The sequence below is a fragment of the Serratia sp. CY37869 genome, from assembly GCF_052168895.1.
In the GTDB taxonomy this organism is placed as follows: domain Bacteria; phylum Pseudomonadota; class Gammaproteobacteria; order Enterobacterales; family Enterobacteriaceae; genus Serratia; species Serratia ureilytica.
Genome location: NZ_JBJNLU010000002.1, coordinates 486,456 through 503,771 on the forward strand (window position 1 = coordinate 486,456; position 17,316 = coordinate 503,771).

The following is a 17,316-nucleotide window of genomic DNA, read 5'->3' on the forward strand; positions in this document are numbered from 1 at the left end:
AAAGGTGTGCTATGTTGCTGCAAAAACGCAGTTTTAGCGCCAGCGCGAGGCGCAAGGGGGTAGGCTCCCCGCCGCCGTTTCCCGTCATGCGTGCGGCAAGAGACTTTACGATTCATTTTTGCAGAGGGCGCGCAATCGTGATAAAAATATTGATATGTTATAATATAACAATTAACACATAATGAATTCAGCTCACGACATCCTCCATGTTGATGGGGTTAGCCTGACCGGCCACGGCGGGGCCTCGATACTCTACAACATCCATTTCACGTTGCGCGCCGGTGAGAAGCTGGCGGTGATCGGCCCTAACGGCAGCGGCAAATCCAGCCTGTTGCGCACGCTGATCGGCGAAACGCGGCCGGACAGCGGCGAGATTTACTGGCGAGGGCGCGCTTTGTCCGGCTTGTCGGCGGCGGAACGCGCCAGAAGCATCGCCTTTCTGGCGCAAAACGATCTGCCGGATTTGCGGCTGTCGCTGGAGGACTATGTGGCGTTAGGGCGTTTGCCGCATGGCGAACGGCCCGCGGCGGGAAAACGCATCGTTGACGAGATCATCGGGGAAACCGGCCTGGCGCCGCTCAGGCACCATCCGTTGGGGCGGCTCTCGGGCGGCCAGCGTCAGCGCGCTGCGTTGGCCCGGGCGTTGGCGCAGACTCCCGACCTGTTGTTGTTGGATGAGCCGACCAATCACCTCGATCCTCCCGGGCGTTCGGCGCTGCTGTCGTTAGTAAAACATAAAGCCATCGCCGTGATTGCGGTGCTGCATGACCTGCCCGTGGCGGAGGCGTTCGCCGATCGGATCCTGGTGCTCAACGAAAGCCGCCAGGTGGCCTGCGGCTCGCCCGCGGCGGTGTTGCAAACCCCGGTAATTCTGCCGGTGTTCGGCATGCACAGTTTCAGCGTGGCGCATCCCGTCAGCGGGAAAACGCTGCGTATTTTTGAAGTTCCCCATTGCGCTTGATAAACCAGAGAGAAACATGAACATACGCGTATTCCCCTTGCTCCTGCTGTTGGCCGGCGGAGCGGCAGCGGCTGAAAAATTTCCCGTCACCGTAGAAAGCTGCGGGAAGCCGATCACCTTCAATCAGGCGCCGCAGCGCGCCGTCATCAACGACATCAATATGGCCGAGATGGCCTTTGCGCTTCATCTGCAGGATCGGATCGTCGGGCTGACCGGCATCACCGGCTGGTACAAATTGACGCCTGATTTCAAGGCGGCGATGGGCGCCATTCCCGAACTGGCGCCGAAGTATCCCGCTCTGGAAACGTTGCTGGCGGCGCAGCCGGACTTTTTCTTCGCCGGCTGGAATTACGGCATGAAGATCGGCGGCGACGTCACGCCGGAGACGCTCGCGCCGTTCGGCATCAAAACGCTGGTGCTGAGCGAGAGCTGCGTACAGGCCGGCGGTCGGCCGCAGAAGGCCGATATGAACCTGCTGTATGACGATGAGCTGAAGCTCGGCAAGATTTTCGGCAAGCAGCGAGAGGCCGCCGAGCTGGTTGAGGGCTGGCGCCGCCGGTTAGCCGCGCTGCCCGCCAGACCGGCGGGGCAGGCGCCGCTCAAGGTGTTCGTGTATGACTCGGGAGAAGAGAAGCCTTTTACCAGCGGTAAATACGCCATGCCGACGGCGATTGTCGAAGCGGCGGGCGGCCGCAACGTGATGGACGGTTTGGCGGCGAGCTGGACGACGGCATCTTGGGAGGCGGTGGCGGCGGCGGAACCCGACTTCATCATTCTGCTGGATTATCAGACCGGGTCAGGCGCCGAGGCGCTGCGGCGTTTCCTCGAGTCTCATCCGTTGATGAAGTTGACGCCTGCGGTACGGCACCATCGTTATCTGAAACTGCAGTATGCGGAGCTGACGCCGGGGCCAGCCAACATCGGCGCGGTGGAAAAGTTGGCGCGGGCGCTGTACGCGCCGGAGGCTGAATGAACTCGCCGACACGGCGGTTTATGGTGCTCGCGCCGCTGGCGCTGTTGACGTTGTGCGGATTAATGGTCTGGAGCCTGCAATTGGGCAGCGTCGCGCTGTCATGGCGGCAGGCGTTGGCGGCGTTAGGGATAGGTTCGGCGCCGCTTTCCGGCATGCTGGACACTATCGTCGTGCAACTGCGCGTGCCTCGGGCCTTGTTGGCGGCGTTGACCGGCGCCGGGCTGGCGATGACCGGCGCGCTGCTGCAGACCACCACCCGCAATGAGCTGGCCGATCCTTTTTTGTTTGGGCTCTCCTCCGGCGCCGCCGCCGGCGCGGTGCTGGTCATCACGCGCTTCGGCGATGCGCTGGGCGCGCTGACGTTGCCGCTGTCCGCTTTCGTCGGCGGCATTCTGTCCGCGTTGGCGGTGATGATCCTGTTTCGCGTCAGCCGGGTCAGGCGCGCCGAGCAGCTTATCGTCTGCGGCCTGGCGGTCTCATTTTTGTTCAGCGCGCTCACCAGCTATCTGGTCTTTTCCGGCGATCAGCGGGCGGCCGGTTCAGTGTTGTTCTGGTCGCTGGGCGGCTTGGGGTTGGCGCGTTGGGATAATCTGTTCATTCCGCTGGTGAGTTTCGCGCTGCTGGCCGGATTTACGGCGCTGCGTTGGCGGGCGCTGGACGCGCTGCTGGCGGGCGAGCAAACCGCCCATTCGATGGGAGTCAACGTGGTGCGCCTGCGCACCGAGACCTTTCTGTGCTGCGCATTGTCTACGGCGTTTCTCGTTTCGCTGACGGGCGTGATCGGTTTTGTCGGGCTGATGGTGCCTTATCTGGCCCGGCGCCTGGTAGGTGTGCGCCACCGCTTGTCCGTGCCGATGTGCGGCCTGCTGGGGGCGATGCTGCTGACCGGCGGCGACATGCTCAGCCGCAGCCTGATCCCCAATCAGGAGCTGCCCATCGGCATCATTACGGCGGGGCTGGGGGGCGCGTTCATCGTCTCCTTGCTGTTGCGCGCGGAGCGGTGAACGCCGCCCTGTCTCAATAGAGTTCCAGGTGCAGGCGCTGCTGCTCAATCAGCGTCTGCCACAGGTTTTCCGCCCCGCAGGCTTGCTCCAGCGCCGTCGCCACGGCATGTTCCAGATACTGGCGATTGCCGCACAGGTAGACATGCGCGCCCCGTTGCAGCAGGCCGCTGACGGCATCGGCGTGATCGTCGATGGCGTGTTGCACGTAATACTTGTCGGCGGCGTCGCGCGAGAATGCCGTGATGAGCCGTGTGAGTACGCCCGTCGCGTTCAGCGTGACCAACTCCTCGCCATACAGGAAGTCTTCATCGCGCCTTTTCTCACCGAAGATCAGGACGGTTTCACGCCGTTCGCCCTGGGCGGCCATTTCGCGCAGTAAGCCAATCAACGGTGCGATGCCGGTACCGGTACCGATAAGCAGCACCGGCAAGGCGGTGTCGCGCGGCAGGTAAAAGCCGGGGTTGGCGCGGCAGAAGAGGCGGAAAGGGCCGGGGTGCTTGAGCAGCCAGCCGGTCGCCGTGCCGCGCCGCGTGCGGCCGCCGCGTTCATAACGCACGTCGCGCACGCACAGATCGAGGCTCTCTTCCCGCGTTGCCGAAGCGATGGAGTAGGCGCGCGGCAGGCAAATGGGCAGCAGCGCCAACAGGTTCTCCAGCGTGATCGCGTGCGGCGGGCAAAAATCGTGCAGCACGTCCAGCAGATCGGCGCCGTATAGATAACTCTCCAGGGATTTGCGCTGACGGATCTTGAGCAGGCTTTTGAGCTCTTCGCTGTCGGCCAACTGCGCCAGTTCGCGCAGCGTCGTTTTGCTGATCTGGCGCAGCTCCCGGCGCCGCAGCGCGTCGATGGCCTCCGGCCTGCCGAGCCACTCTGCCAGCCGGATCAATAATCCTTCGTCGTTCTCCGGCAACAGATAGACGGTATCCCCTGCCCGGTAAACGATGCCGCTGCCGGCGATATTCAGCCGCAGATGCCAGGCTTGCGGCGTGCGTGCGCTAAGCGGCCGCCGTTCGAGGAGGGCGGCGTTGAACGCATGGTCTTCACCGTAGGCGGTCACGCGCAGATGCAAATCGCGGCCCGCCTGGGCATCGCCGGCCAGCACCTTATCCAGCGTCGTTAGCCAGGTGGTGAAGAACCGTTCGACGTTAACGTCGGCGTCAACGCGATTGATGATGGCACGGGCGCCGTATTGCGTCAGGCACGCATCCAGCGCCTGGGTAAACCCGCAGAAATGCGGGTAAGCGGTGTCGCCGAGACCGAAGATGGCGTAGCGCAACCGGTGGCGATCCGGCCATTGCGCCAGTGCGTCGGGGAAACGTTCGGCGTTGGCGGGCGGTTCGCCGTCGCCAAATGAGCTCGAGACAATCAACAGGGCGTCGCGTTTGCCCACATCGGCGGGCTGGATGGCGTTGAGTTCTTTAACGACGGGGCGGTAGGGTTGCAGGCTGCTTTGTTCACCCAGGCGCATCGCCAGCGCCCGGGCGTTGCCCGACTCCGAACCGTAACCAATCAGGATGCGTTCGATAAAGTCGGCCATGGCGGTTACTTGTCGTAGTGGTTGTCGAACTGTTCTTTGGCGAATTCCACCGATTCGAAGTCGGTCATCAGATCGTTGATCACGCGGCGGATGCTGATATAGGCCTCGATATTGCCCTGGGCGTCATACAGCGGCTGCACCGTGGTGTCGACCACGTACAAGACGCCGCCCTTGCCGACGTTCGGGATGATGCCGGTCCAGATGCCGCCCGCCTTGATGGTGTCCCACATCGCTTTATAAACCGCTTTCGGCACGGAAGGGTGACGCACGATGCTGTGGGGCTGGCCCACCAGCTCTTCCCGGGAAAAACCGGTCAGCTGGCAAAACAGATCGTTGACGTAGGTGATGGTGCCCTGCAGATCGGTGGTGGAGATCACCATCACTTTATCCAGAGCGGCCAACAGCTGGGCGGAATCGAGGGTCTGACTCATGGTAGGTTCCTTCTCATTAACTTCGCGGTGAATGCCACGGCGGACGTCATGTATCCGTCATGACAGTTTTGTAATTGATTCTCATTTGCGATGAATGGTAATCGGGAATTTTATAAGTTGCAATAAAAATGCATCTTTAAGGACGCAGAAAGATCGCGATGAGGCAGGCTGGGGGGAGGAAGCCCGCGCCGGGTGCGGCGGCGGGCCTATCGGGCGGTCTTAGCGGGGGTCTTCGGCCCAGCCTTTGCGTTTGCTGGTTTTGCCGATGCCGGGGTTGAAGCTGTTGGTCGGATCGGCGGTGCGGTAGAACGCCTGCAGATCCGCCTTGGCGTGGTACAGGTGGCCGACGTTATGCTCCGCCGGGTACTCGGCGCCGCGCCGGTTGAGGATCTCGAGCATCTTTTCTTTCAGTGCATGGCTGTCCACGCCTTTTTTCACCACGTAGTCCTGGTGGAAGACGTGGCACATAAAGTGGCCGTAATACAGCTTATGCACCAACTGACTGTCGATTTCCGGCGGCAGCGTTTCGAACCAGTCGGTGTCGTTGCGGCGCAGGGCGATGTCCAGCGCCAGAATATCCTCCACCTTGTCGGCGTGCACCGCGTGGTAGCGCACGGCGGCGCCGGCGGCGGCGAAGCGGTGCAGGAAAGCCTTTTTGCCCTCGTCAGGCGTGCAGGCGAAGAAGGCACCTTCGGCCTGGGCGAAATAGTCGGTCAGGTAGCGCTGGGCCTCTTCCACGCCGGGGCCGGCCATCTTCAGCAGCAGATGGTGTTCGAAACGTTCGCGGTATTCCTTCATGCGTTTCGGCAGGTGGCTCGGCGCCAGATGGCTCAGGCCCTGCATCAGCCGATCGGTCAGGTTGTGCGGCAGCAGCGGCAGCTTGTTGAGGCTGGCGTCCATTCGGCCCTTCAGGGTGAAGAAGCGCGGCATCTGATCGGTGCCGAGCTTGTCGATCATCATGAAGGTGTCTTTGCCGTACACCTCGGCGATGTCGAAGATATCGCGGTGCATGTATTCACCGGCCACCGGCAGGTTTTCGAATTTGCTCAGCATGTGGCGGCGCAGTTCGGTCAGCACCGCGGTGTCGTTGGTGCCGATATAGAACACCTGCTCTTTGCCCTCTTTCTCGAAGGTGTCGAGCCGCACCGCGAACACCGCCAGTTTGCCGGCGCAGCCGGAGGCTTCGTACAGGCGGCGTTTGTCGGCGTTGAAGCGGGAAGGGGTGTTGGCGTCGACGTCGCGCACCCGGCTGGCGTACTCGTTATCCGAGGCGCGCAGCTCGCCGTATTCGACGTCGCTCGGGCGATAGTCGCCTTTTTCCAGCCGGGTGAGGATCTCTTCCGGCGTGTCGCCAAGCCGGATGCCCAGATGGTTGACCAGGCGCAGCTGGCCGTCTTCCCCGAGTTGGGCGTACAGCGCCATTTCGGTATAGGCCGGGCCGCGTTTCACCAGCGAGCCGCCGGAGTTGTTGCACACGCCGCCGATCACCGAGGCGCCGATGCAGGAAGAGCCGATCACCGAATGCGGTTCGCGGCCGTAGGGCTTGAGCAATTTCTCGAGGTGGTGCAGGGTGCTGCCGGGGAAGCCGACCACCTGCTTGCCGTTGTCCAGCACCTGAATATGGTCGAGGCGCAGGGTGCTGACGATGACGATGTCGCGATCATAGTCGTTGCCGCTGGGGGTTGACCCTTCGGTCAGGCCGGTATTGGCGGCCTGCATGATGACGATTTTGTCGGCGGCCACGCAGGCCTGCAAAATGCGCCACAGCTGCAGCAGGCTGGTGGGAAACACCACCGCCAGCGCCTGGCCTTCGCCGGAGCGGAACCCTTTGCGATACCGCTCGGTGTTGCGATCGCCGGTCAACAACTGCGGGCCGCCGACGATGTCCTTAAGCTGGTTGAGAAACGCCTGATTGCCTGACTGCATGCTGCCTGTCTCCCTGTCATCCCCGTCGCTTTAACCGCGGCGCCGGAGTGCCGCGCAGTCAGCTAAGAGGCTATCAATTAAATAACTTATCAAGCCATTAGCTTATTAAGCTAATGGCTTGAGGATTTAGTAGCGTTCGGCGTAACCGGCCCGACGCTCTTCGTCGCGCAGCGTCAGGATTTCCACGCCGTCGGCGGTGACCGCTACGGTGTGTTCCCACTGCGCCGACAGTTTTTTGTCGCGCGTCACCACCGTCCAGCCGTCTTTCTTCTGCTTGATGCGGCGGTCACCCTGATTGATCATCGGCTCGATGGTGAACACCATGCCTTCCTGCAGCGCCATGCCGCTGCCGGGTTGGCCGTAGTGCAGCACCGCCGGCTCTTCGTGCATGTCGCGGCCGATGCCGTGGCCGCAATACTCCCGCACGATGCTGTAGCCGGCCTGCTCGGCGTGGCGCTGGATGGCGTGGCCGATATCCCCCAGGGTCGCGCCCGGTTTCACCGCGCGAATGCCCTGCCACATCGATTCATAGACGTTGTTCACCAACCGTTTAGCCAGCGGCGTCACCTGGCCGATGCAGTACATCTTGCTGGAGTCGGCGATGTAGCCGCCGTTTTCCAGCGTGATGTCCACGTTGACAATCATGCCGGAACGCAGGATTTTGCTGGCCGACGGCACCCCGTGGCATACCACGTCGTCTACGGAGGTGTTGAGCACATAGGGGAAATCATACTGCCCCTTGCTGGCCGGGCGCGACTTCAGTTCTTCGACGATAAACGCCTCGGCGCGGTCGTTAATCTCCATGGTGGAGATACCTTCGACGATGACCTCATCGAGCATAGCAAACACTTTAGCCAGCAGAGCGCCGGAATGGCGCATTTTGGCAATCTCTTCCGGCGTTTTAATCACAATCTGTTTCACCCGACAATCTCCTTCAGCGTCAGCGCATTATCTTTCATCATTTTTTTTACCAGTTGCGGGTAGGTCAGTTCCGGATGGAACTCCGCCAGCATGCCGATCTTGATCCAGTACTCGGCCTGCGCGTTGATCGAACGCGTCATGGTCAGGCTGGCGAGGCGCAGATCGTCATGCAGCGCGTCCGAAATTTTTACGATGCCCATCGGCGTCTCCATAAATGAACGATATACGAAGTGTATACGTTTTGGATGGTCGCGATGTGGCATTCTGTGGCGTAAGAAGATTCTGGTAACAACGATTGCCGCCGCCAGGCAATGCGTTTATTGTGATGAACGACTTTTTTGCCATGATTTTTCAGAAGGATTTAAGGCGTGACTAAACTACGTGTTGGGGTGATTTTTGGCGGTAAATCGGCGGAGCATGAGGTGTCGCTGCAGTCGGCCAAAAACATTGTGGATGCAATCGACAAAGAGAAGTTTGACGTCACGCTGCTGGGGATCGACAAACAGGGGCAGTGGCACATCAACGACGCCTCCAACTACCTGCTCAACGCCGAGAACCCGGCGCTGATCGCGCTGAACCGCTCGAACAAGAACGTGGCGCTGATCCCGGGCCAGGAAAAACAGCAGCTGATCGAAGCGGGCAGCGCCGGCGCGCTGGGCCAGCTCGACGTCATCTTCCCGATCGTGCACGGCACGCTGGGGGAAGACGGCTCGCTGCAGGGGCTGCTGCGCATGGCCAATATGCCGTTCGTCGGCGCCGGCGTGCTCGGCTCGGCGGTCAGCATGGATAAAGACGTGACCAAGCGCCTGCTGCGCGACGCCGGGCTGGCGGTGGCGCCGTTCGTCACCCTGACGCGCGCCAACCGCGCCGGGTTCACGTTTGAGCAACTGAGCGAGCGCCTCGGCCTGCCGCTGTTCGTCAAGCCGGCCAACCAGGGCTCGTCGGTCGGGGTCAGCAAGGTGGAGAACCGCGCCGAGTTTGACGCGGCGGTGGCACTGGCCTTCAGTTTCGATCATAAAGTACTGGTGGAGTCGGCGATCGTCGGCCGCGAGATCGAGTGCGCGGTGCTGGGGAACGACGATCCGCAGGCCAGCGTGTGCGGCGAGATCGTGCTGAGCGACGCTTTCTACTCCTACGACACCAAATACATCAATGAGCAGGGCGCTCAGGTGGTGGTGCCGGCGGCGATCGCGCCGGAAGTGAGCGACCACATCCGTGAGGTGGCGCTGAAGGCGTTCCGCGCGCTGGAGTGCTTCGGGTTGGCGCGGGTGGATGTGTTCCTGACGCCGGATAACCAGGTGGTGATCAACGAGATTAACACGCTGCCGGGCTTCACCAACATCAGCATGTATCCCAAGCTGTGGGCCGCCAGCGGCGTCAGCTACCAGGCGCTGATCACGCGCCTGATCGAATTGGCGCTGGAGCGCCACCAGCAGGATCGCGCGCTGAACAGTTCGGTGTTCGATCGCTAAACGCGGCAGGGGGCGGCGGTGCCGCCCCCGTCCATCACTTCACCGTCACGTCGATATCGCCGAAATACTTCTTAGACAGCGCCGCCACCGTGCCTTGCTGTTTCACTTTGGCGATGGCGGCATCCAGTTTTTTCTTCAGCGCCTCATCCCCTTTACGCAGGCCGAAGGCGATGCCTTCACCGAGGATCTTGTCGTCGCGCACCGCCTCGCCGACGAAGGCGAAGCCTTTGCCGTCCGGCTGTGACAGGAAGCCGCTTTGCCCCGAGGGCGCCATCACCAGCGTGGCGTCGAGCCGACCGGCCGCCAGATCGAGATACACCTGATTCTGATCCTGGTAAGACACCACATCCACGCCCGCCGGCGCCCAATGGTTTTTGGCGTAAATCTCCTGAATCGAGCCTTGCAGCACGCCCACGTGTTTGCCCGCCAGCGCTTTGGCGTCCGGCAGCAGGCCGCTGTCGGCCTTGGCGATCAGGCGGTTCGGCACCTGATAGATGGCGTCGGTAAAGGCGATCGCCTGGCGCCGCTGTTCGGTCACGTTCATCGCCGAGTTGATGGCGTCGAACTTGCGCGCCTGCAGCGCCGGGATCAAGCTGTCGAACGAGGTTTCCACCCAGCTGCATTGCAACTGCGCGGCGGCGCACACCGCGTCGCCCAGTTCAATGTCGAACCCTTCCAGTTTGCCGCTGGCGGATTTGGATTCGAACGGCGGATACAGCGCTTCCAGACCGAAGCGCAGGCTGTTTTCCGCCGCCAGAGAAGAGCCGGCGGCCAGCAGGCATCCGGCGGCGAACAGCGTTTTCAAAGCTTTCATAGGCAGTACCCCTTTCCCATGGTCGGACAAAAAATTACGCCTGGCTCAGGCGGCGCGCGCCTTCCAGCAGGGTCTCGTTATCTTTGGAAAAACTCAGCCGAATAAGGCCGGTATCGGTGCCGTCGCTGTAGAACGCCGACAGCGGGATCGTCGCCACCTTCGCTTCGCGGATCAAGCGCACGGCGAAATCATTGTCGCTTTCGTGACTGAAGCCGCTAAAGCGGGCCAGCATGAAGAAGCTGCCGCGGCTGGGCAGCAGCTCAAAGCGCGAATCCTGCAGGGCGCTGGCCAGCAGATCGCGCTTTTGCTGGTAAAACGCCGCCAGCCCCAGGTAGCTCTGCGGGTTGGCGAGCGCGGCGGCGAAGGCGTGTTGCATCGGCGTATCGGCGGAGAACACCATAAACTGGTGCACCTTGCGGATCTCGTCCATCAGCGCCGCCGGCGCCAGGCAGTAGCCGACGCGCCAGCCGGTGACGTGGTAGGTTTTACCGAACGACGACACGATCACGCTGCGTTCCGCCAGCTGCGGGTAGCGTGCCATGCTGTGGTGAATATCGCCGTCGAACACCACGTGCTCGTAGACCTCGTCGGACAGGATCACGATGTCGGTGTCGCGGGTCAGGGCGGTCAGGCGGTCGATATCCTGCGCGTCGAACACCGCGCCGGTCGGGTTGTGCGGCGTGTTGACGATGATCATGCGCGTTTTGCCGTTGATGGCGGCGGCCACTTCGTCCCAGTCGACGCGAAAGTCCTGCAGCGACAGTTTGATCGCCACCGGCGTGGCGCCCTGCAGGCGCACGATCGGCGCATAGCTGTCGAACGCCGGTTCGAAATAGATCACCTCGTCGCCGGGATGCACCAGTGCGCTGATCGCCGAGTACAGCCCTTCGCTGGCGCTGGCGATCACCGTGATTTCTTCGTCGGCGTCATAGTGCGCGCCATACAATCGTTCAGCTTTTTCCGCCAGAGCAGCACGTAACGTCGCCACGCCGCTCATCGGCGCGTATTGGTTATGACCTGCGCGCATGGCTTGCGCCGTTGCCTCGATCAGCTGCGGGTCACCGGCGAAGTTGGGTGCGCCCTGCGACAGGTTGAGGGCCTGATGTTCGGCGCTGAGTTGGCCAATGACGGTGAAAATGGTGGTGCCGACGTCCGGCAGCTTCGAGCGGGATGAGCAGGCGCTCTGCATGATGGGCTCCAGGCAAACAGGGAAGTGTTGAGCGATTAAGCATCAGGCGGCGTAGGCGGACAAGGGAAAGTTTGTCATACTTGTCATGCACTACGATCATACCTAATCGAGGCACGCTATGCCGATATCCCTGCCGTCGCTCGACGTATTGAAAACCTTTGTGGTGGTGGCGCAACGCCTCAACTTTACCCATGCCGCCCGGCAGCTGCACCTGACGCAGGGGGCGGTCAGCCGGCAAATTCTCGGGCTGGAACAGCGTCTGGGCTATCCGCTGTTCAGCCGTCAGGCGCGCGGTTTGGCGCTGACGCCGCAGGGCGCGCAGCTGCTGGCGCCGGTACAGCAGGCGCTGGGGCAGTTGGATGAAGCCCTGACGCGGGCCGCCGCCCCGCCAGGGGCGCTGCGCATCAAATGTCCGACCTGCGCCATGCGCTGGGTGCTGCCGCGCATCATTCGCCTGCAAAATGAACGGCCGGACATGCATATCGAGCTGACCGCCTCGGTGTCGCACGGCCTGGATTTCAGTACCGAGCAGTTTGACGCCGCGGTGGTATTCGGCCGGCCGCCGAGTAAAAAGCTGACCGCGCACTTGCTGTTCGACGAAATCCTTACGCCGGTCTGCACGCCGACGTTCCTGCCGCCGGCAGCCCGGTTGACGGATTTGACGGACAAAACCCTGTTGCACCCGACACGCGATCGGCGCGACTGGCTGCGCTGGCTGAAGGCGGCGGGCGCCGATGCGTTGCCGTCCGGCAAGGCCCAGCATTTCGATACCCTCGATCTGGCGATGAGCGCCGCGCTGCAGGGATTCGGCATCGCCATCGGCGATCTGTGCCTGCTGGAGGAGGATATTCAGGCGCAGCGCATCGTAACGCCGTTCCCGCTCTGCGTCAGCAGCGGCGCGGCCTATTATTTGGTCTATCCTGAACGCACGGTGGCGCCGCCGACGTTAACCGCGCTGGTCGATTTTCTGGCGACGGAGGCCGCCGACAGCCGCGCCCGGCTGCAGAATTACCTGCCGATAACCTGTAATGCTTTGTAAACATTAGCGATGCGAATTCCCTTGGCGATGAAACAGAGTGTGGCAAACTGTTTCTTCACTCCGATTAAACTCCGCGGCGTTGGCGGCGGAAACACGCCTGAGATAAAACAAGATGAAATGGCTTTGTGTGGTGAGTATGTTGTCCGGTCTGGCCCTCAGCCCGGTTTTTGCGCAGGAAACGCCGATAACGCAGGGCATTCACGCCCAGCAGCGCGACGCCTTCGTGTCCAATTTGATGAAGCAGATGACGCTGGAAGAGAAGATTGGTCAGCTGCGGCTGATCAGCGTCGGGCCGGATAACCCGAAAGAAGCGATCCGCGAGGGGATCCGCAAAGGGCAGATCGGCGCCATCTTCAATACCGTCACCCGGCCGGATATCCGGGTGATGCAGGATCAGGCGATGCAGCTCAGCCGCCTGAAAATCCCGTTGTTCTTTGCCTATGACGTGGTGCACGGCCAGCGCACCGTGTTCCCGATCAGCCTGGGGCTGGCGGCCAGCTTCGATCTGGAAGCCATCGCGCTCAGCGCCCGCGTGGCGGCGCAGGAGGCCAGCGACGACGGCCTGAACATGACCTTCGCGCCGATGGTCGATATCACCCGCGATCCGCGCTGGGGCCGGGTCTCCGAAGGCTTCGGCGAAGACACCTGGCTGGTCTCGAAAATCGCCAAGGTGATGGTCGATGGTTTCCAGAACGGCGATCCGGCCAAACCCGGTTCGGTGATGGCCAGCGTCAAGCACTTTGCATTGTACGGCGCCGTCGAAGGCGGCCGCGATTACAACACCGTCGACATGAGCCCGCTGCGCATGCATCAGGACTATCTGCCGCCTTACAAAGCGGCGGTGGACGCCGGCAGCGGCGGAGTGATGGTGTCGCTCAACTCGGTGAACGGCGTGCCGGCCACCGCCAACCCGTGGCTGCTGAAAGATCTGCTGCGCGAGCAGTGGGGCTTTAAAGGCATCACCATCAGCGACCACGGCGCGATTAAGGAACTGATTAAGCACGGCGTGGCCGCCGACGCGCGCGACGCGGTGCGCCTGGCGATCACCTCCGGCGTCGACATGAGCATGAGCGACGAGTTCTACGACAAATACCTGCCGGGTCTGGTGAAAGACGGGCTGGTGCCTGAAAGCGATATCGACCGCGCCTGCCGCGACGTGCTGAACACCAAGTATGACATGGGGTTGTTCACCAATCCTTACGTGCATTTGGGCCCGGCGGGTTCCGATCCGCAGGACACCAACGCCGAAAGCCGTCTGCATCGCGCCGAAGCGCGGGTGGTGGCACGTAAAACAATGGTGCTGCTGAAGAACGATAAGCAGACGCTGCCGCTGAGCAAACAGGCGACCATTGCGCTGGTCGGGCCGATGGCCGACAGCCAGCGCGACGTGATGGGCAGTTGGTCCGCCGCCGGGGTGGTCAAGCAGTCGGTCACCCTGCGCGAGGGGCTGGAGCGGGCGGTGGGCGATAAGGCGCGCATTCTGTACGCCAAGGGCGCCAACGTCACGCAGGATAAAGGCATCATCGACTACCTGAACGAGTATGAGCCAGCGGTGGCGTTCGATACCCGTTCGCCGCAGCAGATGATCGACGAAGCGGTGCAGGCGGCGAACAAGGCCGACGTGGTGGTGGCGGTGGTGGGCGAATCGCAGGGCATGGCGCACGAGGCCTCCAGCCGCGCCGACATCACGATCCCGCAGAGCCAGCGCGATCTGATCGCCGCGTTGAAAGCCACCGGCAAGCCGCTGGTGCTGGTGCTGATGAACGGCCGCCCGCTGGCGCTGAGCTGGGAGAGCGAGCAGGCGGACGCGATGCTGGAAACCTGGTACAGCGGCACCGAGGGCGGCAACGCGGTGGCGGACGTGCTGTTCGGCGACTACAACCCGTCGGGCAAGCTGCCGATGACCTTCCCGCGCTCGGTCGGCCAGATCCCGATGTACTACAACCACCTGAACACCGGCCGCCCGTTCGGCAAGGAGAATCCGGGCAAGTACACCTCGCGCTACTTCGATTCGCCGAACGGCCCGCTGTATCCGTTCGGTTACGGCCTGAGCTACACCACCTTCAGCCTGTCGGATCTGAAACTGTCCAGCCCGACGATGGCGCGCAACGGCAAGCTAACCGCCAGCGTCACGCTGAAAAATACCGGCAAGTACGACGGCGCCACGGTGGTGCAGCTGTATCTGCAGGACGTGACCGCGTCGGTCAGCCGGCCGGTAAAAGAGCTGCGCAACTTCAAGAAAGTGACGCTGAAGGCCGGTCAGTCGCAGCAGGTTGAGCTGCCGATTAGCGAAGACGATCTGAAGTTCTACAACGCCAGCTTGAAATGGGGGGCGGAGCCGGGCAAATTCAACGTGTTCGTCGGCCTGGACTCCGACAACGTGCAGGCGCAAAGTTTTACGCTGAAGTAACCCTGTCCCCCTCGTTCGCCGCGCTGAGCGAGGGGGCATCCATTCCCGCTAACGTCATCGGAGCTTGCCTCATGAAACGCTATCTGGACTGCAGCGCCAGCGATCTGGCCGATATCGGCAAAGCCGACCTGCTCTACGCCATCCGCGCCAGCGAAGGGCGCATTTTGGTCAGCGAAACCATCGCGGTCACTCAGCCGCTGCTCAATAACGTCACCAATGCCGAGCTGGCGGCCAGCCAGGGCGCCGACCTGCTGCTGCTGAACCTGTTCGACGTCGACCAGCCGCACATCGCGGGCCTGCCTGCCGACGTGCCGCCGCAGGAGGCGCTGCGCACGCTGCAGCGCCTGACAGGGCGGGTTATCGGCGTGAACCTGGAGGCCGTCGATCCGGCCTTCGCCAGCGAACATAACGATTTCTGGCAGATGACGGCGGGGCGCGCCGCCACCGCCGAGAATGCCCGCAAGCTGTATCAGCTCGGCGCGCGCATGCTGGTGCTGACCGGCAACCCGAACAACGGCGTCAGCAATCAGGCGATCGCCGCCGCGCTGAAAGCGATTCGCGATGAAGTGGGCGACGAGATGGTGCTGGTGACCGGCAAGATGCACGGTGCCGGCATTGTGCGCGAAAGCGGCAGCCAGCTGATCGGCGAGCAGGACATCGCGCTGTTCGTGGAGAACGGTGCGGATATCGTGCTGTTGCCAGCGCCGGGTACCATTCCCGGCATGTCGCAGGAGAAAGTGGCGGCGCTGATCGCCTTTGCCCAGCGGCAGGGGGCGCTGGCGATGACAGCGATCGGCACCTCGCAAGAGGGGGCCGACGTGCAGACCGTGCGGCAGATTGCGCTGATGAGCAAAATGGCCGGCGCGGATCTGCACCATATCGGCGATACCGGCTATTTGGGGCTGGCGCTGCCGGAAAACATCTTCGCCTACAGCGTGGCGATTCGCGGCGTGCGCCACACCTACAGCCGCATGGCGCGTTCAATTAACCGCTGAAATGGCTGCCGCTTGCGGGCTTTTCTTCCGATAGGCAACACTCGCAACGCATAGCCTAATAACGCCGGCAGACAAAGGTCGGGCTTTGAAGCGTACTGACCACATACAGGTTGCCGAGTACGTGTTCGACGGCGACATGGTAGGAGATTCGGGGATCTTCCGACTGCAAAAAGGTCGCCCAAAGGGGGGCGGGAACCGTATCTCCGGCATGTTTACGGTCGGCGGCGAATCGTAGCGTGTACCCATCGCCGCCGCCATCCTCTTCAGCCGCCTCATCGCCGGGGGTGTCATACACATAGTGAAGTTCGCGGTTCAGCACATAGGTCTTTTCTTGTCGCTCGATAAAGCCATTGAGCCTGATAAAGCCAGTGCCGTTGTGGTAGAGGAAAAAATACATCTTTGCTTTTAAAACCGCGGCGGGCTCCATGGCTGGGCCATAGCGGTTGCGCGCGGTGATCTCCGCTTCGCAACGCAGTAAGGTTTTAGGATGGTGCGACAGCTGGGCGACCTGGCTTGCCAGGGGTGCCATCAGCAATAACAAGCCGACGATAAAGCGTGTTTTTTTGTTCATGGCGTCATACCGTCGGTGTTTTTGATCGTGCGGCACCGGCCATATTGACCGGGTTGCGCCAGATTGCAGATGGCGATGAAGGTGACCTGAAAAGGAAGATTGGGGTTGGCGATTTTGGTGTAGAACAGATCGGCGGGCGTTGTGCCGCAGTCGGTCGCTTCAGCTTTCAATGCAGCGGCAATTTGCGCTTGCGTTTCACGCCGGTCGTTCAGCGCGGCGGTTTCCAACGTAAAAACGTTGCACTGCTCATGGCGATAAAAAAAATCGACCTGGGCGTTTTTGAACGCGTGAACCGGCCGGTTGAACCACAATAAAGCGCAGACGAGGCTAAAGCACGCAATCATCATCAATGCTGCGGCAAGGGGCGCTTTATTTGCCTGGCAGATATTCCCACGCCGTTTTAACAGTGCGCCGGCCCGGGTCAACAGGGTGGGAATAACCGCTTTTTGGTTTTCCGGTGAGCGCATGTTTTCGCATGAGGTAATTTCCGCTTCAAGAATGAACCCCAGTTTGGGGATGGTAATAATGATTTGCGGATCCAGCGCCAGCGATTCAAACGCTTTTCTTATCTCACTGATGCAACCATTCAGATTATTGTTTGAACCCACAAAACCATTATCTTCCCAGACCCGCTGCATCAAATGCCTGCGGGTGAGCATCTCTTTATGATGGGTAACCAACTCTAACAACAAGCGGGTGGCAGGGTTAGATAACGGCATAAAAGATTCCCGTTCATTGATGATGAACAATGCGCGTTCGGCAGGTGAGAAAATAATCATCTGATTAATGACGTATTCCATAATGTGCTGCTTGCCCTTATAGCGACGGCGAAATTTAGCGAGGACAGAGTTATCTATTATTTTTCACCCGTCAAGATGATGGCGATTTTTTCATGTTGTGAAATTTTTGGCGAAAGTTCAAACGTACGGGGGGCGCCAGTTTTATAATATTAGGTTTTCTTTGTTTTGGTTTTTAATTCCTTATTTTTATTATCTTTAGGAATTAAAAACTGTTTTTATGGTTAAATTTAATACATATATCTTGATTTTGGCTGCGGCGATACTATGGAACTC

At 61.1% G+C, this 17,316-nt stretch carries 16 protein-coding genes; 7 read left to right on the top strand and 9 right to left on the bottom strand.

What is annotated here, in order from left to right; genetic code table 11:
- Positions 1–181: 181 nt before the first annotated feature.
- Genes ACJ8J1_RS12620 through ACJ8J1_RS12630 form a run of 3 tightly spaced genes read left to right on the top strand, consistent with a single transcriptional unit; the run spans position 182 to position 2,938 of the window.
- The gene (locus tag ACJ8J1_RS12620) at positions 182–961 is read left to right on the top strand and encodes an ABC transporter ATP-binding protein (protein WP_228287460.1); all 780 of its coding nucleotides are present in this window, start codon (positions 182–184) and stop codon (positions 959–961) included.
- 16 nt (positions 962–977) lie between these two features.
- Positions 978–1,934, top strand: coding sequence for an ABC transporter substrate-binding protein (locus tag ACJ8J1_RS12625; protein ID WP_047572261.1), 957 nt, complete (start codon positions 978–980; stop codon positions 1,932–1,934).
- A complete protein-coding gene (locus tag ACJ8J1_RS12630; RefSeq protein WP_033642279.1) occupies positions 1,931–2,938 on the top strand; it encodes a FecCD family ABC transporter permease in 1,008 nt (335 codons plus the stop codon). The genes ACJ8J1_RS12625 and ACJ8J1_RS12630 overlap by 4 nt, the downstream gene beginning before the upstream one ends.
- 13 nt (positions 2,939–2,951) lie before the next feature.
- Here the strand turns inward: ACJ8J1_RS12630 and ACJ8J1_RS12635 are convergent, their stop codons facing one another.
- The 5 genes from ACJ8J1_RS12635 to ACJ8J1_RS12655 all read right to left on the bottom strand — a co-directional run bounded on the left by ACJ8J1_RS12635 (position 2,952) and on the right by ACJ8J1_RS12655 (position 7,953).
- Complete coding sequence (locus ACJ8J1_RS12635; RefSeq protein WP_033642280.1) at positions 2,952–4,475, bottom strand: flavodoxin domain-containing protein; 1,524 nt, start codon at positions 4,473–4,475, stop codon at positions 2,952–2,954.
- A 5-nt stretch (positions 4,476–4,480) separates the two neighbouring features.
- A complete protein-coding gene (locus ACJ8J1_RS12640; protein ID WP_023447580.1) occupies positions 4,481–4,906 on the bottom strand; it encodes a PAS domain-containing protein in 426 nt (141 codons plus the stop codon).
- Between the two features lie 219 nt (positions 4,907–5,125).
- Positions 5,126–6,832, bottom strand: a complete 1,707-nt coding sequence (gene dld, locus ACJ8J1_RS12645) for a D-lactate dehydrogenase (RefSeq protein WP_033642281.1) — start codon at positions 6,830–6,832, stop codon at positions 5,126–5,128.
- A 126-nt stretch (positions 6,833–6,958) separates the two neighbouring features.
- Positions 6,959–7,753, bottom strand: a complete 795-nt coding sequence (map, locus tag ACJ8J1_RS12650; RefSeq protein ID WP_033642282.1) for a type I methionyl aminopeptidase — start codon at positions 7,751–7,753, stop codon at positions 6,959–6,961.
- Positions 7,750–7,953 carry a ParD-like family protein gene (locus tag ACJ8J1_RS12655; RefSeq protein ID WP_006324220.1) on the bottom strand — a complete coding sequence of 68 codons (204 nt, stop codon included), beginning with the start codon at positions 7,951–7,953 and terminating at the stop codon, positions 7,750–7,752. Before ACJ8J1_RS12655 ends, map begins: the two co-directional genes overlap by 4 nt.
- Positions 7,954–8,121: 168 nt before the next feature.
- On the opposite strand from ACJ8J1_RS12655, the gene ddlA reads away from it, so the two are divergent.
- The gene (gene ddlA / locus ACJ8J1_RS12660) at positions 8,122–9,225 is read left to right on the top strand and encodes a D-alanine--D-alanine ligase (RefSeq protein ID WP_015377061.1); all 1,104 of its coding nucleotides are present in this window, start codon (positions 8,122–8,124) and stop codon (positions 9,223–9,225) included.
- Positions 9,226–9,259: 34 nt separating this feature from the next.
- On the opposite strand, the gene ACJ8J1_RS12665 is transcribed toward ddlA, so the two are convergent.
- Positions 9,260–10,039 (bottom strand): ABC transporter substrate-binding protein, encoded by a 780-nt coding sequence (locus ACJ8J1_RS12665; RefSeq protein ID WP_033642283.1) that lies wholly within the window; start codon positions 10,037–10,039, stop codon positions 9,260–9,262.
- 34 nt (positions 10,040–10,073) lie between these two features.
- A complete protein-coding gene (locus ACJ8J1_RS12670) occupies positions 10,074–11,228 on the bottom strand; it encodes a methionine aminotransferase (protein ID WP_033642284.1) in 1,155 nt (384 codons plus the stop codon).
- A 118-nt stretch (positions 11,229–11,346) separates the two neighbouring features.
- On the opposite strand from ACJ8J1_RS12670, the gene ACJ8J1_RS12675 reads away from it, so the two are divergent.
- From ACJ8J1_RS12675 to ACJ8J1_RS12685, 3 genes are all read left to right on the top strand, one after another.
- Positions 11,347–12,267 carry a LysR substrate-binding domain-containing protein gene (locus tag ACJ8J1_RS12675; protein ID WP_033642285.1) on the top strand — a complete coding sequence of 307 codons (921 nt, stop codon included), beginning with the start codon at positions 11,347–11,349 and terminating at the stop codon, positions 12,265–12,267.
- A gap of 112 nt (positions 12,268–12,379) precedes the next feature.
- Positions 12,380–14,677 carry a beta-glucosidase BglX gene (bglX, locus tag ACJ8J1_RS12680; protein ID WP_033642286.1) on the top strand — a complete coding sequence of 766 codons (2,298 nt, stop codon included), beginning with the start codon at positions 12,380–12,382 and terminating at the stop codon, positions 14,675–14,677.
- 71 nt (positions 14,678–14,748) lie between these two features.
- Positions 14,749–15,672, top strand: coding sequence for a DUF7916 family protein (locus ACJ8J1_RS12685; RefSeq protein ID WP_033642287.1), 924 nt, complete (start codon positions 14,749–14,751; stop codon positions 15,670–15,672).
- 55 nt (positions 15,673–15,727) lie between these two features.
- Here the strand turns inward: ACJ8J1_RS12685 and ACJ8J1_RS12690 are convergent, their stop codons facing one another.
- Positions 15,728–16,243: a hypothetical protein gene (locus ACJ8J1_RS12690; protein WP_033642288.1), complete on the bottom strand. Its 516-nt coding sequence runs from the start codon at positions 16,241–16,243 to the stop codon at positions 15,728–15,730.
- Entirely contained in the window at positions 16,240–17,043 is an 804-nt protein-coding gene (locus ACJ8J1_RS12695) for a winged helix-turn-helix domain-containing protein (protein WP_050594407.1), read from the bottom strand. Before ACJ8J1_RS12695 ends, ACJ8J1_RS12690 begins: the two co-directional genes overlap by 4 nt.
- Positions 17,044–17,316: the final 273 nt, after the last annotated feature.